The sequence below is a fragment of the Coralloluteibacterium thermophilum genome (assembly GCF_042654365.1).
Classification (GTDB): Bacteria; Pseudomonadota; Gammaproteobacteria; order Xanthomonadales; family Xanthomonadaceae; genus Coralloluteibacterium; species Coralloluteibacterium thermophilum.
The window spans coordinates 68,984-95,253 of the sequence record NZ_JBHSGG010000011.1 but is presented as its reverse complement, the minus strand read 5'-3'; the positions used below and the strand labels follow the sequence as shown (position 1 = coordinate 95,253).

Sequence of the window (26,270 nt, the reverse complement as noted above, 5' to 3'; positions counted from 1 at the left end):
CGACCCCTCGGCGCCACAGGCCGCATGGCTGCTGGCTATGAGGGGTTCTTCAGGGCCGACGTAGTAGCCGGGCATGTCGCGATCGATGGTTCGCGCTTCGACATCGTTGCCTCCTCCTTCCATGAGTGGCCCGCCCACGCGCAGGTGGACGGGAAGTCGGGAGGTTCGAAACCGCAGACAGACGGCGGGCGTATTCCCCTTGCGGGTGTTGTATTAGCCGCCCTCCCGACGCAGGCATCGCGTCGGTCGTGCCTGCAAGGGTGCAGGCACAAAAAACCCACCGGTTTGACGGAGGTGGGGACCGCTGTACGAGGAGTTTCGACGCTCCTTGGGGGCGAGTCTGCTACTGGATGTGCGGGGAGTCAACGGGTGGGTTAGGGCCACACACGGGAGTTAACCCTGACCCGGCTAGTCCAACTTCGAGGGTTGTTTTCTGGAAAAAATCTCTAATAGAGCGCAAATGGCCAGTGCGCCCAAAATAATCGCAGAGCCAGTTAAAAATATCTGCGTGATTGCAGGCGACACCTTACAGCGCGTCAGGCTATATCTATAACGACCTTTCAAATCCGTGCAAATGTCTACATTAGACCAGACAAATGAATAGCCAATATTATGGCTCGTCGAGCTGTTGCCGCGCGTAATTTCCACGTTGTAGGGAATGTACAGCAGGCTCAGTGCGGTCAACAAAAGCCCGGCGGACATGGCTACCTTTACTCTGGTCTTCAGAGGCGTGCTGAACATGAAAGCTCCGTGTGAATGCTGGGTATGCCGCGCGTGCGTGGGCGAGACAGTATGGGGCTATGTCTAATAGTTGCCCGTCTGACTAATCATCCGTGCCAGAACACGCCCTCCAAGTTATTCTCTAGAGGCCATTGCTTAAGAAATTGCGCCACAAGCTCGTCGGAAGGGCGGGAGCTTTGTTCTGAAATGGGAGTGTCTGGTCCATCCGGAATTATCCGGTAGAACCAAATAACCCTCCGAAAGTAGGGAACATAGCTGCGCGTAACCTGCATCAAAGACCAGATCTCGCAGTCTTCTTCTGGGCGCTTGAGATTAACGAGAATCGTTGCGACATCGCGCGCACAATCAGCGTTAATCTCAATCGCAAGGAGTTCCACACTCAACAAGCGTGAGTCCGCCATCTGCGGCCATTGGTGCAAATCTTGCATTATTTCGTCGAGGCAAGTCCGGGCCTGCTCTTGATTCATTTCTCATTCCCTCGATGTCGGGATGGATTCGCCTGCCCGCTCCACGGTTCACCTCAGCCATTTGCGTATGCCAGTTATGAGCGGGCCCGCGCGAATAAACCTCCGCTTGGCAGGTGTCCGGTCCCCCCCTGTCGGTAAGAGGTCGTAACGGGATCAGGTTCGCTTCTGCGCCGCCAACCTCGGCCGACGGCCGCACTCCAACCTCGTCCCGTATCCGACGTGGCTGGCGCTCGGTTGTACGCAGTACCAGCGTGCCGCGGTCTACAGGCAACTGCTGGACGAAGCGCTGCCGGACGCCACGCCCGCCGCCATCCGGCTCTCCCTACAGCAACGCACTTGGGACAGCGGCGACTCAGGACCATAGTCAAACTGAAAAAAACCCAGCGATTCGTTGGGGCGCGACCTGCGCGCCGGCCGCGCCGCTCGGCTTCGCCCAAAAAATGAAGCTCAGGAAGTGAACCTGACCCTTTACTCACGCGGTTACTCGGTGCGAGACTACGATTTTGCTTGCCCTAATCCTAATCCTTGCCTTGAGGTAGGGCTAAAAGAGATGCGCCGATTATATTCCTGATGTCATCTACGCTAAGAGAGATGTCGTAGTCATGTCGGGCATCGGTAGAAAAGTCTCTGACTCGCGAACTTTTGAGGTGAAGGCGGCCTTCCTCGGGCGACCATTTTGCCGTCATCTCCCCCAATTCGATCGATGTCTGACCCATGTTTCGCCAAGAGCCTTGTCTGGAAATGCGCATAAAGTTCTCGATAGGGTGCGTCTAATAGGGGTTGCTCGAGTTCTGCTGCTATCTTCCGAGTCGCTTACGGCGCTCCATATGGCCGGCTAGTTGCTCATCTAATATGAATTATCAGGTGCTACGCATCTAAACTCCAGTGACGCACTGCCTGGGCGTCCAAAGCCTGACTCTTGGCTGTCCTCGCGGATTCTCTGAATTACTTGACCTCTCTGCGTGCAGTATTCATTGGCTTGACGAAGCAAGTCAGACCTAGCTGCTACAGGCTCTCCAAATCCAATTTGCGGGCTTCTTTTGGAAACGATGAACACACCGTCTCCCGCAGGGATAACTCCGCTGCTTGCGCATGCCGCAAGAGCAATAGAAGCGACAGTCCCAATAAACATGTTACGCATATTGTCTCCTCATGGTGAATGTTTGGGATCGCCGCCAATCCCGGTAATCGCCTCGGGCCAGTGCTTCAGCCATTTCAATCTTGAGCAACTGCGCGGCGAAGGAGTTCATGTGTCAACACCAATGATAACTTCCATCGTGCGTGAATGAAGCCTCCCGTGATCTTTAAGGCTTGGGTCTAATGCATCGTAAAGCGTCGTCCGCTTAAGTGAAATTGCTAGGCAGCATCACTCGCACCATACTTCGCAGACCTTATTTGTCCGAATATTAAGAATCTTTGCTGATGCGCAAGCGCCGTATGGGCTCCCCTCGAGGAAGATAACGCGATCGCCTTCTTGCATGTTGAAGCAGTAAGTCTTGGCCTTGTACTTCTCGCCATTAACTATCAAGAGTTCGTCGTCGTAAGATGCTTCGATTTCGTATTCAGTCGCTGCGCTTGCAGTGGGCGTAAGTAAGAGTAGTGCGGAAATGGACACCCAGCGGATCATCTTCTTCATGTTGCGGTTCCCCCTGATATGCTGCTGATTGGCTGGACGGTGGCTTGATGTGACCATGTAATCTAATGCAGCATCCACACGGCCCTGTGGATAGTCTTGGGGCGGCTTATCTTTTCTTCTGCCATAAAGTCGCAGCCTTTGATGTCTCGGCGGCGCAAGCCGCGGCCCCACTGTAATTCACGAATTCACGTCCATCGTCCTCTCTCGCGCCCACTCCCGCAGCGCGCTGATTTGCTCGGCCATCACCACCGACAGCGGCCGTGTACTCTCAAGTTCCTCCAGCACCTGGGCGTAGGCGAGCCTTGTGCCCGACGCATGCGCGGCATACAGCCCCGCGACGATGGCCTGCTCGATCTCGGCGCCGGAGAAGCCGTCCGTGGCGGCGGCGAGCGCGGGCAGGTCGAAGTCGTCGGGATCCAGTGCCCGCCGCGAAAGGTGGATGCGGAAGATCTCCACCCGCGCCTCGGCGTCGGGCAGGTCCACGAAGAAGATCTCGTCGAAGCGGCCCTTGCGCAGCAGTTCGGGCGGCAGGTGCTGGACCTGGTTGGCGGTGGCGACGAGGAAGACCCGGCTCCGTCTCTCGGCCATCCAGGTCAGCAGGTAGCCGAGCACGCGGCGGGAGACGCCGCCGTCGCTGCCGGAATCGGTGGCGATGCCCTTCTCGATCTCGTCCATCCACAGCACGCAGGGCGCGAGCTGTTCGGCCGAGGCCAGGGCCTCGCGCAGGTTCTTCTCGGTCTCGCCGTGGTACTTGGCGTAGAGCGTGCCGAAGTCGAGCCGCACCAGCGGCACGCCGAGGCCGCCGGCCACGGCCTTGGCCGCGAGCGACTTGCCGCAGCCCTGCACGCCCAGCAGCAGGATGCCCTTGGGCGGGTCCAGCCCGGGCGGTGCGTTGCCGCCGACGAACACGGCCCTGCGCTGCTCCACCCACCGCCTGAGCCGGCGCACGCCGGCCACGTCCGCGAACTGCGCGGTGTCGAACTCGAAGTGCAGGTGACCGCTCTTGTTGAGCAGCTCGAACTTCAGCCTGGCGAGCTGCGGCAGGTCGTCGGCGTCGAGCGCGCCGTCGTCGAAGATGAGGTGCCGCGCGATGCGGCGCGCGTCCAGCGCGGACAGCCCGGCGAGGTTGCGCACGATCTCCTGGACGATCTCGCCGTCGGCCTCCACGCGGCGGCCGCCGTGCTCCGCGGCGTAGGCCTGCGCTTCCTCGCGCACCATCTTCAGCAGGGCGGGCGCATCGGGCAGGCGCAGGCCGAAGCGCACGGCGAGCGCGTCGAGTTCGGGCGGCAGCTCGATCCGGGTGCCGACCAGCACGAGGGTGTGGGCGTGGCAGTCGCGGCGCTGGCAGATCTCGCGAACCTGGCGCTGGGTGCCGGCGTAGCCGAGGTAGGGGTGGAAGTCGAACAGCAGGTAGATGCCGCGCGTGTCGGCCGCGTGGATCGCGCGCAGCGTGGTCGAGGCGTCGGGCGCTGCCGACGGCGGGTCCTCCCCGTCCAAGTCCATCCGCCGCAGCCCTTCGGTGATCGACCACCGGAACAGCGGCCGCCACACGTCCATCAACAGGTGCCGGAACAGCTCGACCACCCGCGCCTCGTCCGGCGTTTCGACGACGAGCAGCGGCGTGTTCGCCCTCACCAGCGCGGCGAGGTCCTTCAGCTCACCCATGGGCTCCCCCTTCCCTGAGGAGCGGACGATAGCAGAGGGACGGGACGGAGTTGGTGGTGTCGGCCAGGGGCCGCGATGCCGGGGAAGCGCTGTTGCGTCTGGAGCCGCGAGGGCGGTCACGGTCGGTGCGGATCGCGGCTGAAGCCGCTCCTACAAGAGGGCGGTTCAGTGGGAGCGGCTTCAGCCGCGAGCGGTGGCGACATGGGATGCGGCGGCACGGGATCGCCCGGCGGGATTGGGGGATAGGTGAANCCCGGCGGGATTGGGGGATAGGTGAAGCGTTCCGCAGGTGAGTGCGGGCGCTTCCCTTGGGCGTGGGGTCGCGGCTGAAGCCGCTCCTACAAGAGGTGGGCGGCTCAGTGGGAGCGGCTTCAGCCGCGACCGGTGGCGACATGGGATGCGGCGGCACGGGATCGCCCGGCGGGATTGGGAGATGGGTGACGCGTTCCGCAGGCGGGTGCGGGTGTTTCCCTGGGCGTGGGATCGCGGCTGAAGCCGCTCCCACAGGAGGTGGGCGGTTCAGTGGGAGCGGCTTCAGCCGCGATGGCGTCCTACAACGGGTGCGGCGGCACGGGATCGCCCGGCGGGATTGGGGGATGGGTGAAGCGCTCCGCAGGTGGGTGCGGGTGTCTCCCTGGGCGTGGGATCGCGGCTGAAGCCGCTCCTACAAGAGGTGGGCGGTTCAGTGTGGGAGCGGCTTCAGCCGCGACCGGTGGCGACATGGGGTGCGGCGGCACGGGATCGCCCGGCGGGATTGGGGATGGTGAAGCGCTCCGCAGGTGGGTGCGGGTGTTTCCCTGGGCGTGGGATCGCGGCTGAAGCCGCTCCTACAAGAGGTGGGCGGTTCAGTGGGAGCGGCTTCAGCCGTGACCGGTGGCGACATGGGATGCGGCGGCACGGAATCGCCCGGCGGGATTGGGGGGTGGGTGAAGCTCTCGCAGGCGGGTGTGGGTGTTTTCCCTGGGCGTGGGATCGCGGCTGAAGTCGCTCCTACAAGAGGTGGGCGGTTCAGTGGGAGCGGCTTCAGCCGCGATGGCGCATTTCCTACCGGGATCGCCCGCGCTCGCCGATGTCGGAGCTCGTCCGGCGCGGCACGCTCGGCGGATGGCCAGTCAGCGCGTTGATCGTCCTCATGCCCATGCGCTGCGCACGGGGCGGACCTCGGAGCCGGGGCGGGTGTACCTGCTCACAGCGGTCGTAGCCGGGCGGCACCCCGTGTTCGCGGATCCCACGACGGCTGCCGGCGCGGCCCGCGTCCTTGCGGACAGGGACACGTGGCTCGACGCGCGCCTCCTGTGCTGGGTGTTGATGCCGGACCACTGGCACGGGCTGCTGGTGCTCGGCAACGGCAGTACTTTGGCGGCATGCATGCAGCGGGCAAAGGGGCGGGCGGCGCGGGCGGTGAATCGGTTGCGCGGCACGTCTGGGGCGCTGTGGATGCCGGGCTACCACGACCGGGCGTTGCGCAGGGAGGACGACGTGCGGACGGTTGCGCGGTATGTCGTCGCGAATCCGCTTCGTGCGGGCCTGGTGACCCGCCTGGGCGACTACCCGTACTGGGATGCGGTATGGCTCGGCGGCGCGGACGGGTATGCGGCGGGATTGGGGGATGGGTGAAGCGTCGCGCAGGCGGGTGTGGGTGCTTCCCTTGGGCGTGGGGTCGCGGCTGAAGCCGCTCCTACAAGAGGTGGGCGGTTCAGTGTGGGAGCGGCTTCAGCCGCGATGGCGTCCTACAACGGGTGCGGCGGCACGGGATCGCCCGGCGGGATTGGGGGATGGCTGACGCGTTCCGCAGGTGGGTGTGGGTGTTTCTCTGGGCGTGGGGTCGCGGCTGAAGCCGCTCCTGCAAGAGGTGGGCGGTTTCAGTGTGGGAGCGGCTTCAGCCGCGATGGCGTCCTATAACGGATGTGGCGGCACGGCGCGGTCGGCGAGGGCGTGGGCGATGGCCTTGCCGGCTTCGCGGCCTTCGAAGACGGCGGTGACCACCAGGTCGGCGCCGCGGACGGCGTCGCCGCCGGCGAAGATCCTGGGATGGCTGGTGGCGTAGCGGCGGGGCTCGTCGGTGTCGATGCGGCCGTCGGGGGTCAGCGCCACGCCGTGTTCGGCCAGCCAGGCCGGGGGGCTGGGGCGGAAGCCGAAGGCGATGATGACGACGTCCGCCGGCAGCACGCTCTCGCTGCCCTCGACCAGGGCCGCGGCGCTAGCGCGTCCGCCGCCGGGGGCGGTCTCGGCGAGCCGCACGCCGGCGACGCCGCGCGTGGCGTCGCCCTCGATCGCCAGCGGCTGGCGGTTGAACAGGAAGTGCACGCCCTCGTCGCGCGCGTTCTTCACCTCGCGGCGCGAGCCGGGCATGGCGGCCTCGTCGCGGCGGTAGACGCAGGTGACGTCGGCCGCGCCGAGCCGGATCGCGGTGCGCACGCAGTCCATGGCGGTGTCGCCGCCGCCCAGCACCACCACGCGCCTGCCGGTCAGCTCCGGCGGGCCGGCGCCGTCGCGGGCGGTGCCGAGCACGCGGCGGCCGTTGGCGATGAGGAAGTCGAGCGCCGGGTGGACCCCGGGCAGATCCTGGCCCGGCAGGCGGCCGTCCACGGGCGTGTAGGCGCCGGTGCCGACGAACACGGCGTCGTAGTCGGCGAGCAGGGTCTCGAAGGCCACGTCGCGGCCGATCTCGGTGCCGAGGTGGAAGCGCACGCCCATGTGCTCCAGCACGCCGCGGCGGGTGGCGACGACCGCCTTGTCGAGCTTGAACGGCGGGATGCCGAAGGTGAGCAGGCCGCCGATCTCCTCGTTGCGGTCGTAGACGTGGGCCTGGATGCCGGCGCGCGCGAGGCGGTCGGCGCAGGACAGGCCCGCGGGGCCGGCGCCGACCACGGCGACCTTCCTGCCGGTGGGCGCGACGCGCGACAGGTCGGGCCGCCAGCCCTGCCGGAACGCCTCGTCGACGATGTACTTCTCGACCGCGCCGATGGTGACCGCGCCGAAGCCGTCCTCCAGCGTGCAGTCGCCCTCGCAGAGGCGGTCCTGCGGGCAGACGCGGCCGCAGACCTCGGGCAGCGGGTTGGTCTCGTGGGCGAGCGCGGCCGCCTCGAACAGCCGGCCCTCGCGCACCAGCTTCAGCCAGTTCGGGATGTAGTTGTGGACCGGGCACTTCCACTCGCAGTACGGGTTGCCGCACTCGATGCAGCGCGCGGACTGCTCGGCCGCCTCGGCGGGGGCGAAGTCGCCGTAGATCTCCTTCCACCCGAGCACGCGCACCGACACCGGCAGCTCGCGCGGCGGTTGGCGCGGGACGTCGAGGAACTGGAAGACGTTCTTCTGCATCGTGGTCTGGCTCCCGGGGCCGAGGCCGCCGTTGGCTGGAGGTCAGGCGCCTGCGCGTGCGGCGCAGGCGCCCTTGCCGTTGCTGTTGCTCCGCTTTCGGGGTCCCGGTAAGGCACGGCGAGCGCCTGGAGGATCAGCCGCGAAGCGGGCGCGGGCATGGACGCCCGCGACGTTTTCCTCGCGACAGGATGTCGCGTGGAAAACGCCCGGAAGGCGATCGCGCACCCGCAGCGCCCCGCGCTGCGGGCGTGCCGCCCGGGGTGCCCTTTCTTCTTGGTTACTTCTTCTTTGGGCAAGCAAAGAAGAAGTGACCCGAAGCCCGGAGGGCTTCGGAAGCCGTTGCATCTGCTTTCGCTCCCCCGGATCGCGGCATGAACGGAGGGGCCCCGGACAGCGGACGGCAACGGTGGCGACGGGCGACGACGGCAGCGATCGCAACTGCAACGCCGCAAGAATCCGCAACCGCATGTTGCGCATGCGCCGAAGGGCCCGGCCCATCACGCCGCCTCCCGCAGGCTCTCGATCAGCGACTCCAGCGAGGCCGCCTTGGGCTTGACCAGCCAGAACCGGCCCAGGTGGTCGCGGAAGTCCTCGAGGATCTCCGCGCCGAGCGTGCTGCCGGTCAGCTCGACGTGGCGCCCGATCAGGCCGCGCAGGTGCTGGAGGTGGTTCTCCATGCCCTGCTGCGAGATGCGGTGGATGTCGATGAGCTCGTGGTTGTAGCGGTCCACGAAGCCGCGATCGGCGTCGTAGACGTAGGCGAAGCCGCCGGTGAAGCCGGCGCCGAAGTTGAGCCCGGTGGGCCCGAGCACCACGACGATGCCGCCGGTCATGTACTCGCAGCCGTGGTCGCCGACCCCCTCGATCACCGCCAGCGCGCCGGAGTTGCGCACCGCGAAGCGCTCGCCCGCGCGGCCCGCGGCGTAGAGCTCGCCGCCGGTGGCGCCGTAGAGGCAGGCGTTGCCCATGATGGCGGCGTCGCGCGCGGCATAGCCGGCGTCGGCCGGCGGGCGGATCACGATGCGGCCGCCGGCCATGCCCTTGCCGACGCCGTCGTTGGCGACGCCGTCGAGGTGGAGGTGGAGGCCGCCGGCGTTCCACACGCCGAAGCTCTGGCCGGCGGCACCGGTCAGGCGCACGGTCCAGGTCGCGCCCTCGGCGCCGGCGTCGCCCCAGCGCGCGGCGATGGCGCCGGAGACGCGCGCGCCGACCGCGCGGTCCTGGTTCGCGATGGGCAGCGCCACCTCGGCGCTGCGCCCGGCCTCGATGGCCTCGCCGAGGCGTTCGAGCAGGGTCGCGTTGAGCGCGCCGCGGTCCCAGGGCGGGTTGCGCGGCTGCGCGACCGTGCGCGGCCCCGCGCCCACGTCGGCGAGCAGGGCCGAGAGGTCGATGGGCTCGCGCGTGGCGACGTCCGTCCGCGGCCGCAGGCGGCCGACGTCGCCGATCACGTCCTCCAGCCGGCGGATGCCCAGCCGCGCCATCCAGCGCCGCACGTCCTCGGCCACGAAGCGGAAGTAGCGCATCGCCCGCTCCGGCAGGCCGACGAAGTGGTACTCGCGCAGGCGCTTGTCCTGGGTCGCGACGCCGGTCGCGCAGTTGTTGAGGTGGCAGATGCGCAGGTACTTGCAGCCCAGCGCGATCATCGGCGCGGTGCCGAAGCCGAAGCTCTCCGCGCCCAGCAGGGCGGCCTTGAGCACGTCCAGCCCGGTCTTGAGCCCGCCGTCGGTCTGCAGGCGCACGCGGCCGCGCAGGTCGTTGAGCCGCAGCGTCTGCTGCGCCTCGGCCAGCCCCAGCTCCCAGGGGATGCCCGCGTAGCGGATCGAGGACACCGGCGAGGCGCCGGTGCCGCCGTCGTGGCCGGAGATGGTGACGAGGTCGGCATAGGCCTTGGCCACGCCCGCGGCGATGGTGCCGACGCCCGCGTGCGCGACCAGCTTCACCGAGACCAGCGCCTCGGGATTGACCTGCTTGAGGTCGAAGATCAGCTGCGCGAGATCCTCGATGGAATAGATGTCGTGGTGCGGCGGCGGCGAGATCAGGCCGATGCCGGGCTTGGCGTAGCGCAGCCGGGCGATGGTCTGGTCCACCTTGTGGCCGGGAAGCTGGCCGCCCTCGCCGGGCTTGGCGCCCTGGGCGATCTTGATCTGCAGCACCTCGGCGCCGGCGAGGTAGGCGGGGGTGACGCCGAAGCGGCCGGAGGCGACCTGGCGGATCTTGGAGCGACGCTCGGTGCCGTAGCGGGCCGGGTCCTCGCCGCCCTCGCCGGAGTTGCTGCGGCAGCCGAGGCGGTTCATGGCGACGGCGAGCGCCTCGTGCGCCTCGGGCGAGAGCGCGCCCAGGCTCATGCCGGCGGAGTCGAAGCGGGCGAGGATGGCCTCGACCGGCTCGACCTCGTCCAGCGGGATCGGCGCACCCGCGGCCACCGGCTCCAGCAGGTCGCGCAGCGTGGAGGGCGGGCGGGTGTCCACGGCGTCCACGAAGGCCTGCCAGTCCTCGGGCGCGTCGCTCACCACCGCGCGCTGCAGGCTGCGCACGACCGCCGGGTCGTACATGTGCGCCTCGCCGCCCTGCATGTACTTGAGCAGCCCGCCCGGGGCGAGCGGCGCCTGCGGCTCGGCGGCGTGCGCGGCCAGCTCGCGCTGGTCGGCCTCCAGCCGCGCGAAGCCCGCGCCGCCGATGCGGCTGGGCGTGCCCGCGAAGCAGAAATCCACCACCGCGCGGTCGAGGCCGAGGATTTCGAACAGTTGCGCGCCGCGGTAGCTGCCGATGGTCGAGATGCCCATCTTCGAGAGGATCTTCAGCAGCCCCTTGCGCAGGCCGCGCCGGTAGCTGCGGCCGACCTCGAGCCGCTCCTCGCGGGTGTCGCCGTCGCTGCGCGCGCGGATGACGCCGGCGCGCTTGAAGTCGAACAGGGTCTGGTAGGCCAGCCACGGATACACCGCGGTCGCGCCGTAGCCGATCAGGCAGGCGATGTGGTGCGGGTCGCGCGCGGTCGCGGTCTCCACCAGCAGGTTGCAGGCGCAGCGCAGGCCGGCCTCGACCAGGTGGCGGTGGACGGCGCCGGTGGCGAGCAGGGCGTGGACCGGGATGCGCATGGACTCCGGCTCGAAGTCCGACAGCCACAGCACGCTGACGCCGCCGCGCACCGCGGCCTCCGCGTTCGCGCACAGGCGCCGCAGCGCCGCCTCCAGGTCTTCGCCGGCCTCCTGGAACAGGGCCAGGCGCTGGTGCGGCCCGGCCACTTCCGGCATCGCCAGGATCTGCCGGAGCTTGCGCTGCGACAGCACCGGCGAGTTCAGCAGCACCTGGCGCGCGGCGTCGGGCGAGAGGTCGAAGATGTTGCCCTCGCGCCCGATCTGGGTCGCCAGCGACATCACCACCTGCTCGCGCAGCGGGTCGATCGGCGGATTGGTGACCTGCGCGAAGGCCTGGCGGAAACGGTCGTAGAGCGGGCGCACCTGGCGCGAGAGCGCGGCGATGGGGGTGTCGTCGCCCATCGAGCCGACCGCCTCGTTCTCGGTCTCGGCCAGCACCCGCAGCACCTGCTCGGCCTCCTCGCGCGACAGGCCGAAGCGCTTCTGCTGCACGCGCAGGACCTCGGGCGCGAGCGGCTCGGCGGACAGGTTGGGGTCGAGCAGGTCGGAGTGCAGGTAGCTGACCCCGGCCTTGAGCCACTTCTTGAACGGCGCGCGCGCGATGTTGATCGCGTCGATGGCCGCGCTGTCGAGCAGGCGCCCCTCCTGGAGATCGACCGCGAGCATCTCGCCCGGGCCCAGCCGGCCCTGGGCGACGATGCGCTCCGGCGGGCAGTCGCGCACCCCGGCCTCGGAGGCCACGACCAGCAGGCCGGCATCGTCGAGCGACCAGCGCGAGGGACGCAGGCCGTTGCGGTCGAGCACGCAGCCGGCGTAGCGGCCCTCGCAGAACACCACGCCCGCGGGGCCGTCCCAGGGGTCGGTGTGCAGGGCGTAGTACTCGTAGAAGGCGGCGAGGTCGGGGTCGAGCTGGGCCAGCGAGTGGCCGGCCGGCGGGATCAGGATGCGCAGCGCCGCCAGCGGGTCGAGGCCGCCGACGGTGAGCACTTCGAGCATCTCGTCGAGGCTCTGCGAGTCCGAGCCGTCCATGGACACCAGCGGGTCGAACTCCGACAGGTCGAGCAGCGCGCTCTTCCACACGTGGCGGCGCGCCTGCGCCCAGCGGCGGTTGCCCTCGATGGTGTTGATCTCGCCGTTGTGGGCGAGCATGCGGAAGGGCTGCGCCAGCGCCCAGCGCGGCGCGGTGTTGGTGGAGAAGCGCTGGTGGAAGATCGCGGCCTGCGCGGCGAGGTCCTCGCGCAGCAGGTCGGGATAGAAGTCGGGCAGGGCCTGCGGCCGCAGCATGGCCTTGTAGCCGAGGCTGTCGGCGGACAGGCCCAGCAGGTAGGCGTCGGGGCGGTCGCGCAGCCCGCGCAGGTCGCGCAGCGCGGCCTCGGCGCGGCGGCGGGCGACGAACAGGTCGCGGCGGAAGGCCAGCGGGTCGGGCGCGTCGTCGTCCGCCGGCACCACGAACACCTGGTGCACGCGCGGCGGCCCGGCCGTGGGGCCGCAGGCGCGCGGGTCGGTCGGCACCTCGCGCCAGCCGGCGCAGCGCAGGCGGCGCGTGGCCAGGGCGGCGTCGAGCGCCTCGCGCACCCGCCGCTCCGCCGCGTCGTCGTCGGGCACGAACACGGTGCCGGCGCCGAACGGGTGCGCGGGCAGGGCGATGCCGGCCTCGGCGGCCACCGCGCGCAGGAAGCCCTCCGGGCGGTGGATCAGGATGCCGGCGCCGTCGCCGGTGATGCCGTCGGCGCTCAGCGCGCCGCGGTGGGCCAGCCGCGCCAGCGCCTGCAGGGCGGCGGCCACGACCTCGCGCGACGCACCGCCGCGGGTGTGCGCGATCAGGCCGAAGCCGCAGCTGTCGTGCTCGAAGGCCGGCGAGTACAGGCCGGGCCCGGGTGCCAAAGACGGTGCCATCGAACCTCCGCTAGCGCGCGGGTCCCGCGCGCGCGGCGGCGCCCGGGCGGACTTCCGACTAGAGCACAGTTGCTGCGACGCGGCAATTTCATCGGCGGGATGCCGGTGCCGCCGCCGTGCAACGCCCGGCCGGGATGCTAGATTGCCGGGCGGAGAGCGGAGATGAGGTGGACGCGGATGCGCACGATCCTGGTCGCCAATTCCAAGGGCGGGGCCGGCAAGACCACGGTGGCCACGCACCTTGCGGGGCATGCCGCCGTCGAGGGCCGTCGCAGCGTGCTGGTCGATGCCGACCCGCAGCGCTCGTCGTGGCGCTGGTGCGAGCGCCGCGCCGGCCTGGAGACGGCGGTGCTGCCGGTGGACGGCCAGCGCGGCACCTGGCGCCAGCAGATCCCGGCCGACGCCGAGCAGGTGGTGATCGACGCCCGCGCCGGCGCGCTCGGGCCGGACCTCCAGCCCTTCCTGCGCCACGCCGACGCGGTGGTGGTGCCGGTGCTGCCGTCGATGATCGACCTCGAGGCCACGGTGCCCTTCCTCGACTCGCTGGCGCGGCACGCGCGGGTGCGCAGCGGCGAGCTGCCGGTCGCCATCGTCGCCAACCGCCTGCGCCCGCAGACCCGCGCGACCCAGGAGATCCTCGGCTTCCTCGCGCAGTGGCCCTACCCGGTGGTGGCGGAGCTGCGCGACACCCAGGCCTACGTCATGCTCGTCGGCCTCGGCCGCACCCTGTTCGACTACCAGTCCGAGCACGTGCGCGCGCACCAGGCCGACTGGCAGCCGCTGCTGCGCTGGCTCGACCGGCGCGGTTGAGCACCGCGCGGGCGCCGCGACGGCACGCCGTCCGGGCTCGCACTCCCTACACGGCGCGCGGGCGCAGATAATCCGCGGCCCCGACCCCCCCGGAGTTCCCGTGACCGAACTGATCCTGCTGCGCCACGCGCACGCCGATGCCGCCGCCCCCGGCCAGAGCGACCTGGACCGCAGCCTGTCGGCCGAGGGCGAGGCCGAGGCCGAGGCGGCCGCGCAGTGGCTGCGCGAACAGGGCTTCTCGCCGGACCGCGTGCTGTGCTCGCCGGCCCAGCGCACGCGCGCGACCTGCGAGCGGGTCATGCGCGCCCTGGGCTATGCGGACCTGCGCGACTCGCCGCAGATCTACGAGGCCACGCCGGGCACCCTGCTCGACCTGGTCGACGCCCACCGCGACGTGCCGCGGCTGATGCTGGTCGGCCACAACCCGGGCCTGGAGCGGCTGCTCGCCCTGCTCACCAGCGGCCGTTCCGGCGATGCGCGCGGCATGCCGCCGGCGTCGATTGCCTGGCTGCGCTTCGACGGCGGGCAGCCGCTGGAGCCCGGGGCGGCGGAGCTGGTGCGTTTCTGGTTCCCCTGAGCGCCGTGCCCCTCCGCTCCGCGATCCTCCTGCCGCGCGCGCCGCGGCCGGCACGCTGACATGAGCGCCGCGCTCGTGCTGATGCTGGCCGCCCTCGCGCCGGCGCAGGCCGACGTCCCGGCGGTGGCGCCGGTGCGCCACCGGGTGCACGCGGCGGGTTCGAGCGCGCGCTTCCAGGTCCGTCTGCGCACCCTGCGCCGGGTCGAGGGCCGCTTCGAGCGGCTGGAGGGGACGGTGCTGCCGGACGCCGCGGGCGACCTGCAGGTGCGCGTGCGGGTGGAGGCCGACGGCGTGGTGTTCCCCGGGCGCCCGGGCTATACGCAGTGGGCGCGCTCGGAGGCCTTCTTCGACGCCGCGCGGCATCCGCACATCGTGTTCGAGTCGCAGCGCTTCGCGCCCGCCCTGCTCGTCACCGGCGGCGACCTGGACGGCCGCCTCCTGCTGCGCGGCACCTCGCGGCCGGTGCGCTTCCGGGTCGCCCCGGCGGCCTGCGCGGCGCCCGGCATCGACTGTCCGCTGGAGGTCCGCGGCGAGGTCTCGCGCAGCGCCTTCGGCATGAACGCGCTGCAGATGGCGGTCGCCGACCGCGTGCGCTTCGCCTTCTCCCTGCGCCTGGAGCCCTCGTCGTGAGCGCCGCCGTCCGCACCGCGCTGCTGCTGGCGGCGGCCCTGCTGCTGCCCGGCTGCGCGACCCTCGGCGAGAACCAGCGCCGCCAGGCCGTGGCGCTCGCCGAGGCCGCGCGCCCGGCCGCGCTCACCTGCGACCGCGAGGACGCCTGCGCGCGGCCCTCGCCCCTGCGCGAACTGGGCGACCGCGCGCTGGCCGAGACCGCCGCGCAGGCCGCGCCGCGGCACTACGCGCTGCTGCTGGAGTACGGCCAGGACGCCCTGGTCGCGCGCATCAACCTCATCCGCAGCGCGCGCGAGAGCATCGAGGTGCAGAGCTTCATCTACGCGGAGGACGACTCGGGCTACTTCGTCATGCGCGAGCTGGTCGCGGCCGCGCGCCGCGGCGTGCGCGTGCGGGTGCTGCTCGACCAGATGTTCAGCGTGGAGAACACCCGCCTGGCCGCGGCCCTGGCCGGCGTGCACCAGAACTTCGAGCTGCGCCTGTACAACCCGACGTTCAACAACGCGCACACCAACTACTTCCAGTTCGCCGCGGGCGTCGTGCTGCGGTTCCGCAACTTCAACCAGCGCATGCACAACAAGCTGCTGCTGGTCGACGGCGTGGTCGGCATCACCGGCGGGCGCAACTACCAGGACCGCTATTTCGACTGGGACCCGGAGTTCAACTACCGCGACCGCGACATCCTCGTCGCCGGGCCGGTGGGCGAGGCGATGCGCGCCAACTTCGAGGCGTTCTGGGCGCACCCGCGCGCGGTGACCGCCGCGCGCCTGGACGACGTGGGCCGCCAGCTGCTCGCCCACGACGGCCCGCCGCGCACGCTGGAGCAGATCGGACTGGAGCAGCCGGCGATCAAGCGGCCGGACCGCGTCGAGGCGGTGCTGGCGGCGGCCGACGACGCCGAGGCGCTGCGCGAGGGCCTGGCCGCGCACGCGATCCCCGTGGGCCGGGTGGACTTCCTCGCCGACCTGCCGGACAAGCACGAGGGCGGCCGCACCCGGGCGGACGCCTCGCACGGCCTGCGCGCCCTCATCGAGGGCGCGCGCGAACAGGTCCTGCTGCAGACGCCCTACCTGGTGCTCTCGCGCGAGGCGCGGCGCATGTTCCGGCGCATGCAGCGGCGGCCGGACGCGCCGGAGGTGGTGGTCTCCACCAACAGCCTCGCCGCCACCGACGCCTTCCCGGTCTACGCGCTCTCGCACAAGTACAAGCGCACCTACCTGCGCGAGCTGGGCTTCCGCATCCACGAGTACAAGCCGTTCCCGCTGGATGCGCCGATCGACGTGCTGGCCACCGGCGCGCTCGACCAGCCGCCGGAGGAGCGCGCCGAGCCGCCGCGTGCGCCCAACCGCGCCTTCGGCTCGGCGCGCGCGGAGACCGGCAGCCCCTCCGGCCCGACCTCGGAGTCCACCTTCGCCGCGGTGGGCTCGGGCGCGCGCCGCGGCCCGCTGCCGCTGCGCAGCGCCGGCGTGCGCGTCGGCCTGCACGCCAAGTCGCTGGTGATCGACCGGCGCGTGGGCATCGTCGGCACCCACAACTTCGACCCGCGCTCGGACAACTTCAACACCGAGAGCGCGGTGGCGATCTACGACACCGCCTTCGTCGATGCGCTCAGCGCCGAGATCGAGCGCGACCTGCAGCCGGAGAACGCCTGGGTCGTCGCGCGCCGGGTCCAGGACTGGACGCCGGTGGTCTCGGACATCAACTACAACCTCGGCAAGCTGTTCGAGGCCCTGCCGCTGTTCGACCTGTGGCCGGTGCGCTACGCCACCAGCTACGAGTTCGTGCCCGGCCCGGACTGCGCGCCGGCGCCGCCGGACACCGATCTCTTCCGCGCCTGCTACCGGCCGGTCGGGGACTTCCCCGAGGTCGACGTGCCGACCAAGTCCATCTACACGCGCATCCTCACGGCCTTCGGCGCCGGCCTGGCCCCGATCCTCTGACGCCGCTCGCGCCGGGCGCATTGACGCTTTCCGGCGGCGCGCCTTAGCCTGCGGCCCTTCTTTCTCCCGAGCAGGGCCGCCTCATGACGCTGTCGCTTGCCATCGAACTGTCCGACGCCGACCTGGAGCACTTCCGCGAGGCGCAGCGCGAGGCGGCACGGCGCGCCGAGGGCCGGCCCGCCGAGGAGGCCATCGCCGCCGCCGAGGCACTGCTGAAGGAGGCCGACCTCGCCAGGGTGCCGGACTTCGTCGCCCAGCGCCTGGAGCGCCTGGACGGGCTGGTCGCGATGCTGCGCGACGAGGGCTGGGCGCTGCCGGAGGAGGACCGCCGGCACGTCCTCGCCGCCCTGGTCTACTTCGCCGACCCGGCCGACGCCATCCCGGACCACGTGCCGGTGCTGGGCTTCCTCGACGACGCGATCATGATCGAGCTGTGCGTGCGCGAGCTGCGCAACGAGATCGAGGCCTACGAGGACTTCTGCGCGTTCCGCGAGCACGAGGCCCTGCGCCGCGGCCAGGATCCCGCCACCATCGGCCGCGCCGACTGGCTGGCGCCGCGCCGCGACGAGCTGATCGAGCGCATGCGCAGCCGCCGCGCCCGCGACATGGGCGTGGGCTACGGCAGCAGCAGCGGCTACGGCGGCACCCGCACCTACAAGCGTCCGTGGCGCCCCGGCGTGATCCGCACCTCGTGAGCGGCGGAACCTCCGTCTTCCGGCGCCCGCTCTCGCTGGAGGAACTCAACGCACTCTCGCGCGACACGGCCATCGCCGCGCTGGGCATCGAGCTGACCGAGGTCGGCCCCGACTTCCTGCGCGGGCGCATGCCGGTGGACGCGCGCACCCGCCAGCCCTACGGGCTGCTGCACGGCGGCGCCTCGGTGCTGCTGGCCGAGACCCTGGGCAGCACCGCCGGCGGGCTGGCGGCGGCCGAGGGCCACGGCGTGGTCGGTCTGGAGATCAACGCCAACCACGTGCGCGCGGTGCGCGAGGGCTGGGTGGTCGGCACCGCCCGGCCCCAGCACGTGGGGCGCACCACGCAGCTGTGGGAAATCCGGATCGAGGACGAGGCCAGCGGCAAGCTGGTGTGCGTGTCGCGGATCACGCTGGCCGTGATCCCGCGCTAGGCGCGGGACGCGCTCCGCACGCGGCACTGCAGCACGCGCAGCGATTTCGGCGAGAATGCACGCGATGTCGCCCCCGTTGCCCCGCTCGAGCCCGCTGCTGCGCGCACTCCGCTACCTGCTCCGCACGCCCGTGCTGGCGCTGCACGTGGCGATCGCGCTGCCGCTCACGCTGCTCCTCATCAATCCGCTGACCCGGCGAATGCAGGTCGGCGGCGAGCGCCTGGACCACCGCGCCATCCGGCTGTGGTCGGCCGGCCTGCTGCGCATCTTCGGGCTGCGCACGCGCCGCATCGGCACGCCGCTGCCCGGGGCGGTGCTGACCGTCGCCAACCACGTGAGCTGGATCGACATCACCCTGCTGCACAGCCAGCGCGCGGTCGGCTTCGTCGCCAAGGACGAGATCAGCCGCTGGCCGCTGATCGGCTGGCTGGCGCGGCGGGCCGGCACCATCTACCACCGGCGCGGCGACACCGAGTCGCTCAACGGCGTCATGCACCAGATGCTGCGCCGCCTGGAGGAGGGCGGGGCGGTCGGCGTGTTCCCCGAGGGTCGCACGCGCGACGGCGGCGAGGTCGGCGTGTTCCATGCCCGCATCTTCCAGCCGGCGGTGCTGGCGGGCGTGCCTGCGCAGCCGGTGGCGCTGAAGTACGGCGCCGGCGCCTCGGCCCAGACCGTCGTCGCCTTCCAGCCCGGCGAGAACTTCGTGCAGAACTTCGTCCGCCTGCTCGGCGAGCCCGTGCGCGACGCCGAGGTGCACTTCCTCGAACCGGTGGCCGCGAGCGAGGACGGGCGCCGGCGCATGGCCGAGACCTGCCGCGCGCGCATCGTCGAGGCGATGCACGCATGACCCTGCACGCCGCCGACTACCGGCCGCCGCGCTGGCTCCGGGGCGGGCACGTGCAGTCGGTGCTGTCGTCCAGTGCCCTGCGCCGCCGGCGCGCGCGGCACGCCTTCGAGACCCGCGGCGCGACCACCCGCGAGCATCTGCTGGACTGTCGCGGCGTGCGCCTGCTCGGCCTGCACAGCGCGGTGCCGGGGCGCGCGCCGCGCGGGCTGGTGGTGCTGTTCCACGGCTGGGAGGGCAGCGCCGAGTCCGGCTACATGCACGCCACCGCCGCCGCCCTGCTGGACGCGGGCTACGAGGTGTTCCGGCTCAACTTCCGCGATCACGGCGACACCCACCACCTCAACGAGGACATGTTCCACTCCTGCCGCCTCGACGAGGTGGTCGATGCGGTGGCCGAGGTGCAGCGCCTGTTCCCGACGCGGCCGCTGCTCGCGGCGGGTTTCTCGCTCGGCGGCAACTTCGCCCTGCGCGTGGCGCGCGCGGCGCCGGCGGCCGGCATCGCGCTGCACCACGCGGTCGCGGTCTGCCCGGTGCTGGACCCGGCGCGCGGCATGCTCGCGCTGGAGCGGGGGCTGCCGCTCTACCACTGGTACTTCATGCGCAAGTGGCGGCAGTCGCTGCGGCGCAAGCGCGCGCTGTTCCCCGAGCGCTACGCCTGGGAGGACGCCCTGCTGCGCCAGGGCATGCGCCAGCTCACCGCCGCGCTGGCGGTCGGCTACGCCGGCATGGCCGATCTCGACGCCTACTTCGAGGGCTACTGCATCGCCGGCGAGCGTCTCGCCGGGCTCGAGGTGCCGGTCAGCATCCTCACCGCGGCGGACGATCCGGTCATTCCCGTCGAGGACTTCCACCGCCTGGCGCTGCCGGCGCATTCGCGGCTGGAGGTCTCGAACTGGGGCGGGCACTGCGGCTTCCTGGAGAACGCCGCGCTCGACGGCTTCGCCGAGCGCTGGATCGCCGCGCGCATGGACGCGGCGACCGCCGGCGTCGCCTGAGCGCGCGGCGCCCGGCGGGGGCGCGGCGTGTGGGTAGAATCGCCGGTTCGACAGACCGCCGGACCTCCGCATGCTGCAACCCGTGATCGAAGCCCTGCGTCGCAACGATGCGCCCGCGGCGCTGGCCGCCGCCGACGCCGCCGTCGCCGCCGCGCCGGAGGATGCCGCCGCCGCCCACCTGCAGGGCATGGCCCGCCGGCTCGCGGGCGACAACGAGGGCGCGCGCAGCGCCTTCGAGCGTGCCATCGAGCTGGACCCGGTCCAGGCCGACTATCACCTGAGCCTCGGCGCGCTCGCGCTCAACGCGCGCGACCTCGCCGGCGCGCGCGCGCGCCTCGACCGCACCGTCGAGCTCGATCCCAACCAGTTGCCCGCCTACCTGATGCTGGGCCACATCGCGCTGGCCGCCGGCGACCGCGAGGCGGCGCAGCGCCAGCTCAAGCTGGCCCAGCGCGTCGACGAGACGCATCCGCACGTGCGGGTGTTCGAGGCGCAGCTGCTGCTGGGCCAGGGCGACCACCAGCGCGCGCTGGCCATCCTCGACGGCACCGTGCGCGTCGCCCCGCGCGATGCGCTGGTGCAGTCGGCGCTGGCCCTGGCCTACATGGCCGCCGGCCACCACGCCTTCGCCGAGCAGGCGCTGCGCAACACGCTGGAACTCAATCCCGACCTCGTCGCCCAGCGCCGCCTGCTGATCGAGAGCCTGCGCCAGCAGAACCGCCCGGACGACGTGCTCGTCGAACTCGATGCGCTGCTCGCGCGGCATCCCGACGACGCGGCGGCGCACGCCGTGCGCGGCATGCTGCTGGCGAACCTGGGCCGCCACGAGGAGGCGATCGCCGCGCTCGAGCGCGCCCTCGCCCTGCAGCCGCGCGACGGCCGCGCCCTGGTCGCCCTGCTGCGCCTGCGCCAGGACCGCGGCGAGGACGAGGCCGCGCGCGCCTTCCTCGACGCACGGCTGGAGGACGCGGCGGCGGGCGAGCTGTACTGGCAGGCGCGCGTGGCCCTGGGCGAGCGCACCGGCGAGGACGTCGAGGCGCTGGCGCGGCGCTGGCGCGCGGCCTGGCCGGAGAGCCCGGTGGCCGCCGAGACGCTCGCGCTGTACGCCGAGATCCGCGGCGACCTGGCGGAGGCCGAGACGCTGGCCCGCGAGGTGCTGGAACGCGCGCCCGGCGCGCTGCGCGCGCGCCTGCTGCTCTACCGCATCGAACTGGTGCGCGACCCCGATGCCGCGATCGCGCTGATCAACGCGCTGGCCGAGCATCCGGAGCCGCTGGCGCGGGCCGACTTCCGCCGCGCGCGCGGCCTCGCCCACGCGCGGGCCGAGCGCCGCGAGCAGGCGCTGGCCGACTGGGGCGACGCGCACGCGGCCGCGCCCGTCCTTCCCTACGCCGGCCCGGCCGCCCTGCCCGCCGCGGCGCCTGCGCCCTCCGAGGCACCGGCCGCCGCCGCCGACGCGCCGATCCTGCTGTGGTCGCCTCCGGGCGCCGGTTCGGCGCTGGTGGTGGAACTGCTGCGCCGGCAGATGCAGGTGCCGATGATGGGCGACCGCCTGCTGCGGCAGGGCTCGCCCCGGCTCGACGGCCTGAGCGCGCCGCAGACCTGGCTCGACGACCCGGCCCATCCCGGCCACGCGCCCGGCGCCTTCGGCGAGGCGTGGCGGCAGGCCATGGCGCAGGCCGGCCTCGCCGGCGCCACGGTGATCGACTGGCTGGCCTACTGGGACGCGCGCCTGATCGCACCGCTGCGCAGCGAGCTGCCCGGCAGCCGCCTGGTCACCGTGCTGCGCGACCCGCGCGACGCGCTGCTGCACTGGCTCGCCTTCGGCACCCCGGGGCACCTGCGCGCGGACGCGCCCGAGGCCGCGGCGCGGGCGCTGGCGGCGAGCTTCGAGCACCTCGCCGCGACGCTCGAGGTGGAAGGCTTCGTGCAGGCCCTGCGCTACGAGGAACTGATCGAGGCGCCCGAGGCGGCGGTGGCGACGCTGTCGGAGGTGCTGGGCACGCCGCTGGAGATCGACGCGGCGACGCTGGCGTCCATCGTGGCCGCGGCGCGTCCCCCGCGCGCCTTCGCGCCGGGCGCGTGGCGCGGCTATGCCGACGTGCTGGGGGACGCCTTCGCCGCGCTGCATCCGGTCGCGGAGCGGCTGGGCTATCCCGCCTGATCCGGCGCGGCGCGTCCGCAGGGGCGCGCCGCGGCTTCCCTTCCCGAACCCCGAGGAGACTTCCATGCAGTTGCGCAGCAACGACTTCGACAACGGCGGCGTGCTGGCGGCCGCGTTCGCGGCCGGCGCGCCGGACGGTTTCGGCGGCAACCGCAACCCGCACCTGGCCTGGTCGGGCGCGCCCGAGGGCACGCGCAGCTTCGCCCTGGTGTGCATCGACCCCGATGCGCCGACCGATGCCAGCCTGGCCGGCAAGGAGGGCGTCGCCATCCCGGTCGAGCACGTGCGCGGCGAGTTCTACCACTGGGCGGTGGCGGACATCCCCGCGACGGTGACCGAGATCCCCGCGGGCAGCGCCGCCGACGGCTTCGAGAAGGGCGGCAAGCGCGATCCCCGCGGCCCGGCGGGCGCACGCCAGGGCCTCAACAGCTACACCGAGTGGTTCGCGGGCGACGCCGGCATGCGCGGCGACTACCTCGGCTACGACGGCCCGTATCCGCCGCCGAACGACCTGCGCGTGCACCGCTACATCTTCCGGGTCTTCGCGCTGGACGTGGAGAAGCTCGATCTCCCGGCGCGCTTCGCGGCGCCGGACCTGCTGCGCGCGATCCAGGGCCACGTGCTGGCCGAGGCGGCCGTGCACGGCCGCTACAGCCTCAACCCCGCGGTCGATCCCGCGGGCTGAGCGCGGCCGGCGGCGGGCGTCGCGGCCCGCCGCCGCGCCTCATCGTCCCGCCGGCAGCCAGAGCAGGAGCGCCACGCCGAGGGCGATGCGGTAGACCGCGAACGGCGTGTAGCGGTGCGACCTGATGTAGCCGAGCAGCCACTTCACCACGACGAAGCCGGTGACGGCCGCGGCCAGGAAGGCGACGCCGACGTCGCCCCAGGCCTCGTCGCCCATGGCGCCGTCCTTCCACAGTTCGAGGAAGGCGTAGGCGCTGGCGGCGAACATGGTCGGGATGCCGACCAGGAACACGAACTCGGTGGCCGCGGGGCGGTGCCGCGCGCCGGCCAGCATGGCGATGAAGATCGCCGCGGCCGAGCGCGAGGTGCCGGGGAAGACGCCGGCCACCACCTGGGCGAGCCCGACCAGCACCGCCACCGTCCAGGTGATGCTGCCGGGGCCGGGCAGGCGCTCGGCGATGCGCTCGGCGGTGATCATCCAGATGCCGCCGATGATGAGCGCGAGCGCGACCGGCGTGACCGCCTCCGGCAGTTCCCAGCCGGCCATGCGCACCGGCAGGCCGACCAGGGCGGTGACCAGGAAGGCCACGCCGATCTTGAGCAGGTAGTCACGGTTGTCCGGCCGGTTCCACGCCGTGGCGAGGCCCCACAGCCGCTGCCGGAACACCAGGGTGACGGCGAGGATGGCGCCGGCCTGGATCACGATGTTGAAGAAGTCCGAGCGCGCGCCGAGCCAGTGCTGGGCGATCAGCAGGTGGCCGGTGCTGGAGACCGGCAGGAACTCGGTGAACCCCTCGAGGATGCCCAGGAGCAGGGCGGACAGCAGGTCTGGCATGGGCGTGCCGGCAAAAGGGCAAGCATAGCGGCCCTGCCGCAGCGGCCCCACCCCGGCCGTGCGCACCATTCCGGTGCAGGGTCGCCCGAAAGCGCACCCCTGTGGTGCAGGGCGGCCGCCGCTGCCGCCGCTGCCGCAATGGATTCAAAGGTTTGCGTTCGCGGCGCGCTGGCACGGCCCTTGCTGTCCTTGATGCACTCTTCACTCCCACGGAGTCGCTTGTGACCAGCAACACCCCCGAGAAGCTCGTCAAGGACCACGACATCGAGTTCGTCGATCTCCGTTTCGTCGACATGCGCGGCGTGCAGCACCACGTCACCTACCCCGCCTCGATCATCGAGCCGGGCCTGTTCGAGGACGGCAAGATGTTCGACGGCAGCTCGATCCCGGGCTGGAAGGGCATCAACGAGTCCGACATGGTCCTGCTGCCGGACCCCGACACCGCGTTCGTGGACCCCTTCACCGCGGACCCGACCCTGGTCCTGACCTGCGACGTCCTCGACCCGGCGACCATGCAGTCCTACTCGCGCGACCCGCGCGGCGTGGCCAAGCGCGCCGAGGCCTTCCTGAAGTCCTCCGGCATCGCCGACCAGGCCTTCTTCGGCCCGGAGCCGGAGTTCTTCGTGTTCGACTCGGTCCGCTTCGCCAACGAGATGGGCCACACCTTCTTCGAGATCGACTCCGAGGAGGCGCACTGGAACTCGAAGAAGCGCTACGAGGGCGGCAACTCGGGCTACCGTCCCGGCGTCAAGGGCGGCTACTTCCCGGTCTCGCCCAGCGACACCCTGCACGACCTGCGCGCCGAGATGTGCAAGGTGCTGACCAGCCTCGGCATCGAGGTCGAGGTGCACCACCACGAGGTCGCCAACGCCGGCCAGTGCGAGATCGGCACCAAGTTCAACTCGCTGGTGAAGAAGGCCGACGAGCTGCTGACGACCAAGTACGTCATCAAGAACGTCGCCTACCGCAACGGCAAGACCGCGACCTTCATGCCCAAGCCCATCGTCGGCGACAACGGCTCCGGCATGCACGTGCACCAGTCGCTGGCCAAGGGCGGCACCAACCTGTTCACCGGCGACGGCTACGGCGGCCTGTCGGAGATGGCGCTGTACTACATCGGCGGCATCTTCAAGCACGCGCGCGCGATCAACGCCTTCACCAACGCCTCCACCAACTCCTACAAGCGCCTGGTGCCGGGCTTCGAGGCGCCGGTGATGCTGGCCTACTCCGCGCGCAACCGCTCGGCGTCCTGCCGCATCCCCTACGTGTCCAACCCGAAGGCGCGCCGCATCGAGATGCGTTTCCCGGATCCGGTGCAGTCGGGCTACCTGACCTTCGCCGCGCTGCTGATGGCGGGCCTGGACGGCATCCGCAACAAGATCCATCCGGGCGAGCCGGCCGACAAGGACCTCTACGACCTGCCGCCGGAAGAGGAGAAGGGCATCCCGACCGTGTGCCACTCGCTCGACCAGGCCCTGGAGGCGCTCGACGCCGACCGCGAGTTCCTCAAGGCCGGCAACGTGTTCTCCGACGACTTCATCGACGGCTACATCGCGCTGAAGATGCAGGAGGTCACCAAGTTCCGGGCGGCGACGCACCCGCTCGAGTTCCAGCTCTACTACGCGATCTGATGCGACACCCGCAGCCCGGCCCCGCGCCGGGCTGCGTCGTTGCGGGAGACGCGCGCAGGGATGCGCCAGCGCGGGCAGAGGGCAACGCACCGCGCGACGAGAACGATGACGGGGAGGCCAATCCGACGGAGAGGCTGTCATGTTCGATCGAGAGGGATGGACGCCGCGCCTGGCCGCGGCGGTCGTGCTGTCGGGCGCCTGCGCCACGGCGGATGCGGAGACCGGCGGTTCGCTGACGCTGACAGCGACTACGTCTTCCGCGGCTTCACCCAGACCGGCGAGAAGCCGGCGATCCAGGGCGGCATCGAGTTCGAGGCCGGCAACGGGTTCTACGCCGGCACCTGGGGCAGCAGCATCAGCTGGCTGTCGGACAGCGACCCGGCGGTGTCCAGCCAGGTCGAGCTCGACGGCTACTTCGGCTACCGCGGCGCCCTGTCCGACGCGGTCGGCTTCGACGTCGGCGCGATCCACTACCGCTACCCCGGCAGCTATCCGGCCGGCTTCGACCGGGCCGACACCTGGGAGGCCTACGCGGGGATCGAGGCCGCGGGCTTCGGGCTCAGGTACGCCTATGCGCTCACCGACCTGTTCGGCATTCCCGGCTCCGACGGCAGCGGCTACCTCGAGGCCTCCTACGGCCTGGACTTCGCTGGGCGCTGGACGCTGGGCCTGCACGTGGGCCGCCAGTACGTGTCCGGCCCCACGGGCCAGGACTACACCGACCGCCGCGTGAGCCTGGGCCTCGCGCTGCCGCAGGCCTTCGCGCTCGAACTCGCCTGGACCGACGTCAACCTCCACGAGGCCGATTCGCGCGCCTTCGTGAGCCTCACCAAGTCCTTCTGACCACCGCGAGGGGATCGCACCATGAAGTTGATCATCGCCATCGTCCGCACCTTCAAGCTCGACGAGGTGCGCGACGCGCTGGGCGCCGTCGGCGTGTCCGGCATCACCGTGTCCGAGGTCAAGGGCTTCGGGCGCCAGAAGGGGCACACCGAGCTCTACCGCGGCGCCGAGTACGTCGTGGACTTCCTGCCCAAGGTCAAGGTCGAGGTGGCCGTGCCGGACGGCCTGCTCGACGCCGCCCTCGACGCCATCCAGTCCGCCGCCGCGACCGGCAAGGTCGGCGACGGGAAGATCCTGGTGCTGCCGGTCGAGAAGACCGTCCGCATCCGCACCGGGGAGCTCGACGATGACGCGCTCTGAGTCTTTC

The 26,270-nt window shown here is 71.2% G+C and carries 21 protein-coding genes; 14 read left to right on the top strand and 7 right to left on the bottom strand.

Annotation, left to right across the window (positions count from 1 at the left end; genetic code table 11):
- Positions 1 to 408: 408 nt before the first annotated feature.
- From ACFO3Q_RS04705 to ACFO3Q_RS04690, 4 genes are all read right to left on the bottom strand, one after another.
- Complete coding sequence (locus ACFO3Q_RS04705) at positions 409 to 741, bottom strand: hypothetical protein (protein WP_377003478.1); 333 nt, start codon at positions 739 to 741, stop codon at positions 409 to 411.
- Positions 742 to 827: 86 nt separating this feature from the next.
- The gene (locus tag ACFO3Q_RS04700; protein ID WP_377003477.1) at positions 828 to 1,208 is read right to left on the bottom strand and encodes a hypothetical protein; all 381 of its coding nucleotides are present in this window, start codon (positions 1,206 to 1,208) and stop codon (positions 828 to 830) included.
- A 1,366-nt stretch (positions 1,209 to 2,574) separates the two neighbouring features.
- Positions 2,575 to 2,844 carry a hypothetical protein gene (locus ACFO3Q_RS04695; RefSeq protein WP_377003476.1) on the bottom strand — a complete coding sequence of 90 codons (270 nt, stop codon included), beginning with the start codon at positions 2,842 to 2,844 and terminating at the stop codon, positions 2,575 to 2,577.
- A 177-nt stretch (positions 2,845 to 3,021) separates the two neighbouring features.
- Positions 3,022 to 4,509, bottom strand: a complete 1,488-nt coding sequence (locus tag ACFO3Q_RS04690) for an AAA family ATPase (protein ID WP_377003475.1) — start codon at positions 4,507 to 4,509, stop codon at positions 3,022 to 3,024.
- 1,104 nt (positions 4,510 to 5,613) lie between these two features.
- Here ACFO3Q_RS04690 and ACFO3Q_RS04685 point away from each other — a divergent pair.
- Entirely contained in the window at positions 5,614 to 6,126 is a 513-nt protein-coding gene (locus tag ACFO3Q_RS04685; protein WP_377003474.1) for an REP-associated tyrosine transposase, read from the top strand.
- Between the two features lie 279 nt (positions 6,127 to 6,405).
- Here ACFO3Q_RS04685 and ACFO3Q_RS04680 read toward each other — a convergent pair whose 3' ends face one another.
- Both ACFO3Q_RS04680 and gltB read right to left on the bottom strand, forming a co-directional pair.
- Complete coding sequence (locus ACFO3Q_RS04680; protein ID WP_377003473.1) at positions 6,406 to 7,830, bottom strand: FAD-dependent oxidoreductase; 1,425 nt, start codon at positions 7,828 to 7,830, stop codon at positions 6,406 to 6,408.
- Positions 7,831 to 8,327: 497 nt separating this feature from the next.
- Positions 8,328 to 12,821 carry a glutamate synthase large subunit gene (gltB, locus tag ACFO3Q_RS04675; protein ID WP_377003472.1) on the bottom strand — a complete coding sequence of 1,498 codons (4,494 nt, stop codon included), beginning with the start codon at positions 12,819 to 12,821 and terminating at the stop codon, positions 8,328 to 8,330.
- A gap of 177 nt (positions 12,822 to 12,998) precedes the next feature.
- Between gltB and ACFO3Q_RS04670 the strand changes: the two genes are divergently transcribed.
- The 10 genes from ACFO3Q_RS04670 (at position 12,999) to ACFO3Q_RS04625 (ending at position 22,595) form a co-directional block, all read left to right on the top strand.
- Positions 12,999 to 13,631 (top strand): nucleotide-binding protein, encoded by a 633-nt coding sequence (locus tag ACFO3Q_RS04670; protein ID WP_377003471.1) that lies wholly within the window; start codon positions 12,999 to 13,001, stop codon positions 13,629 to 13,631.
- 100 nt (positions 13,632 to 13,731) lie between these two features.
- The gene (locus ACFO3Q_RS04665) at positions 13,732 to 14,208 is read left to right on the top strand and encodes a SixA phosphatase family protein (RefSeq protein ID WP_377003470.1); all 477 of its coding nucleotides are present in this window, start codon (positions 13,732 to 13,734) and stop codon (positions 14,206 to 14,208) included.
- A gap of 60 nt (positions 14,209 to 14,268) precedes the next feature.
- On the top strand, positions 14,269 to 14,838 hold the full coding sequence (locus ACFO3Q_RS04660; RefSeq protein ID WP_377003469.1) for a YceI family protein: 570 nt from the start codon (positions 14,269 to 14,271) through the stop codon (positions 14,836 to 14,838).
- Positions 14,835 to 16,778: a phospholipase D family protein gene (locus tag ACFO3Q_RS04655; protein ID WP_377003468.1), complete on the top strand. Its 1,944-nt coding sequence runs from the start codon at positions 14,835 to 14,837 to the stop codon at positions 16,776 to 16,778. The genes ACFO3Q_RS04660 and ACFO3Q_RS04655 overlap by 4 nt, the downstream gene beginning before the upstream one ends.
- Before the next feature lie 83 nt (positions 16,779 to 16,861).
- Entirely contained in the window at positions 16,862 to 17,473 is a 612-nt protein-coding gene (locus tag ACFO3Q_RS04650) for a YkvA family protein (protein WP_377003467.1), read from the top strand.
- A complete protein-coding gene (locus tag ACFO3Q_RS04645; RefSeq protein WP_377003466.1) occupies positions 17,470 to 17,904 on the top strand; it encodes a hotdog fold thioesterase in 435 nt (144 codons plus the stop codon). Before ACFO3Q_RS04650 ends, ACFO3Q_RS04645 begins: the two co-directional genes overlap by 4 nt.
- A gap of 64 nt (positions 17,905 to 17,968) precedes the next feature.
- Positions 17,969 to 18,751 carry a lysophospholipid acyltransferase family protein gene (locus ACFO3Q_RS04640; RefSeq protein ID WP_377003465.1) on the top strand — a complete coding sequence of 261 codons (783 nt, stop codon included), beginning with the start codon at positions 17,969 to 17,971 and terminating at the stop codon, positions 18,749 to 18,751.
- 2 nt (positions 18,752 to 18,753) lie between these two features.
- Positions 18,754 to 19,746, top strand: coding sequence for a YheT family hydrolase (locus ACFO3Q_RS04635; protein WP_377003485.1), 993 nt, complete (start codon positions 18,754 to 18,756; stop codon positions 19,744 to 19,746).
- Positions 19,747 to 19,816: 70 nt separating this feature from the next.
- Positions 19,817 to 21,910 carry a tetratricopeptide repeat protein gene (locus tag ACFO3Q_RS04630; protein ID WP_377003464.1) on the top strand — a complete coding sequence of 698 codons (2,094 nt, stop codon included), beginning with the start codon at positions 19,817 to 19,819 and terminating at the stop codon, positions 21,908 to 21,910.
- A 64-nt stretch (positions 21,911 to 21,974) separates the two neighbouring features.
- Positions 21,975 to 22,595: a YbhB/YbcL family Raf kinase inhibitor-like protein gene (locus ACFO3Q_RS04625; RefSeq protein WP_377003463.1), complete on the top strand. Its 621-nt coding sequence runs from the start codon at positions 21,975 to 21,977 to the stop codon at positions 22,593 to 22,595.
- 39 nt (positions 22,596 to 22,634) lie between these two features.
- Here ACFO3Q_RS04625 and ACFO3Q_RS04620 read toward each other — a convergent pair whose 3' ends face one another.
- A complete protein-coding gene (locus ACFO3Q_RS04620) occupies positions 22,635 to 23,429 on the bottom strand; it encodes an undecaprenyl-diphosphate phosphatase (protein WP_377003462.1) in 795 nt (264 codons plus the stop codon).
- Positions 23,430 to 23,650: 221 nt separating this feature from the next.
- On the opposite strand from ACFO3Q_RS04620, the gene glnA reads away from it, so the two are divergent.
- The 3 genes from glnA (at position 23,651) to ACFO3Q_RS04605 (ending at position 26,263) form a co-directional block, all read left to right on the top strand.
- Positions 23,651 to 25,060 carry a type I glutamate--ammonia ligase gene (gene glnA / locus ACFO3Q_RS04615; protein ID WP_377003461.1) on the top strand — a complete coding sequence of 470 codons (1,410 nt, stop codon included), beginning with the start codon at positions 23,651 to 23,653 and terminating at the stop codon, positions 25,058 to 25,060.
- Positions 25,061 to 25,216: 156 nt separating this feature from the next.
- Complete coding sequence (locus tag ACFO3Q_RS04610; protein WP_377003460.1) at positions 25,217 to 25,903, top strand: TorF family putative porin; 687 nt, start codon at positions 25,217 to 25,219, stop codon at positions 25,901 to 25,903.
- Between the two features lie 21 nt (positions 25,904 to 25,924).
- Positions 25,925 to 26,263, top strand: a complete 339-nt coding sequence (locus tag ACFO3Q_RS04605; RefSeq protein WP_377003459.1) for a P-II family nitrogen regulator — start codon at positions 25,925 to 25,927, stop codon at positions 26,261 to 26,263.
- The last annotated feature ends 7 nt before the right edge of the window (positions 26,264 to 26,270 follow it).

Bases quoted from the DNA above. Each gene is read 5' to 3' on its own strand.
- ACFO3Q_RS04705 (WP_377003478.1), bottom strand. From the start codon at position 741: ATGTTCAGCACGCCTCTGAAGACCAGAGTAAAGGTAGCCATGTCCGCC.
- ACFO3Q_RS04700 (WP_377003477.1), bottom strand. From the start codon at position 1,208: ATGAATCAAGAGCAGGCCCGGACTTGCCTCGACGAAATAATGCAAGAT.
- ACFO3Q_RS04695 (WP_377003476.1), bottom strand. From the start codon at position 2,844: ATGAAGAAGATGATCCGCTGGGTGTCCATTTCCGCACTACTCTTACTT.
- ACFO3Q_RS04690 (WP_377003475.1), bottom strand. From the start codon at position 4,509: ATGGGTGAGCTGAAGGACCTCGCCGCGCTGGTGAGGGCGAACACGCCG.
- ACFO3Q_RS04685 (WP_377003474.1), top strand. From the start codon at position 5,614: ATGGCCAGTCAGCGCGTTGATCGTCCTCATGCCCATGCGCTGCGCACG.
- ACFO3Q_RS04680 (WP_377003473.1), bottom strand. From the start codon at position 7,830: ATGCAGAAGAACGTCTTCCAGTTCCTCGACGTCCCGCGCCAACCGCCG.
- gltB (WP_377003472.1), bottom strand. From the start codon at position 12,821: ATGGCACCGTCTTTGGCACCCGGGCCCGGCCTGTACTCGCCGGCCTTC.
- ACFO3Q_RS04670 (WP_377003471.1), top strand. From the start codon at position 12,999: ATGCGCACGATCCTGGTCGCCAATTCCAAGGGCGGGGCCGGCAAGACC.
- ACFO3Q_RS04660 (WP_377003469.1), top strand. From the start codon at position 14,269: ATGAGCGCCGCGCTCGTGCTGATGCTGGCCGCCCTCGCGCCGGCGCAG.
- ACFO3Q_RS04650 (WP_377003467.1), top strand. From the start codon at position 16,862: ATGACGCTGTCGCTTGCCATCGAACTGTCCGACGCCGACCTGGAGCAC.
- ACFO3Q_RS04640 (WP_377003465.1), top strand. From the start codon at position 17,969: ATGTCGCCCCCGTTGCCCCGCTCGAGCCCGCTGCTGCGCGCACTCCGC.
- ACFO3Q_RS04630 (WP_377003464.1), top strand. From the start codon at position 19,817: ATGCTGCAACCCGTGATCGAAGCCCTGCGTCGCAACGATGCGCCCGCG.
- ACFO3Q_RS04625 (WP_377003463.1), top strand. From the start codon at position 21,975: ATGCAGTTGCGCAGCAACGACTTCGACAACGGCGGCGTGCTGGCGGCC.
- ACFO3Q_RS04620 (WP_377003462.1), bottom strand. From the start codon at position 23,429: ATGCCAGACCTGCTGTCCGCCCTGCTCCTGGGCATCCTCGAGGGGTTC.
- ACFO3Q_RS04610 (WP_377003460.1), top strand. From the start codon at position 25,217: ATGGACGCCGCGCCTGGCCGCGGCGGTCGTGCTGTCGGGCGCCTGCGC.
- ACFO3Q_RS04605 (WP_377003459.1), top strand. From the start codon at position 25,925: ATGAAGTTGATCATCGCCATCGTCCGCACCTTCAAGCTCGACGAGGTG.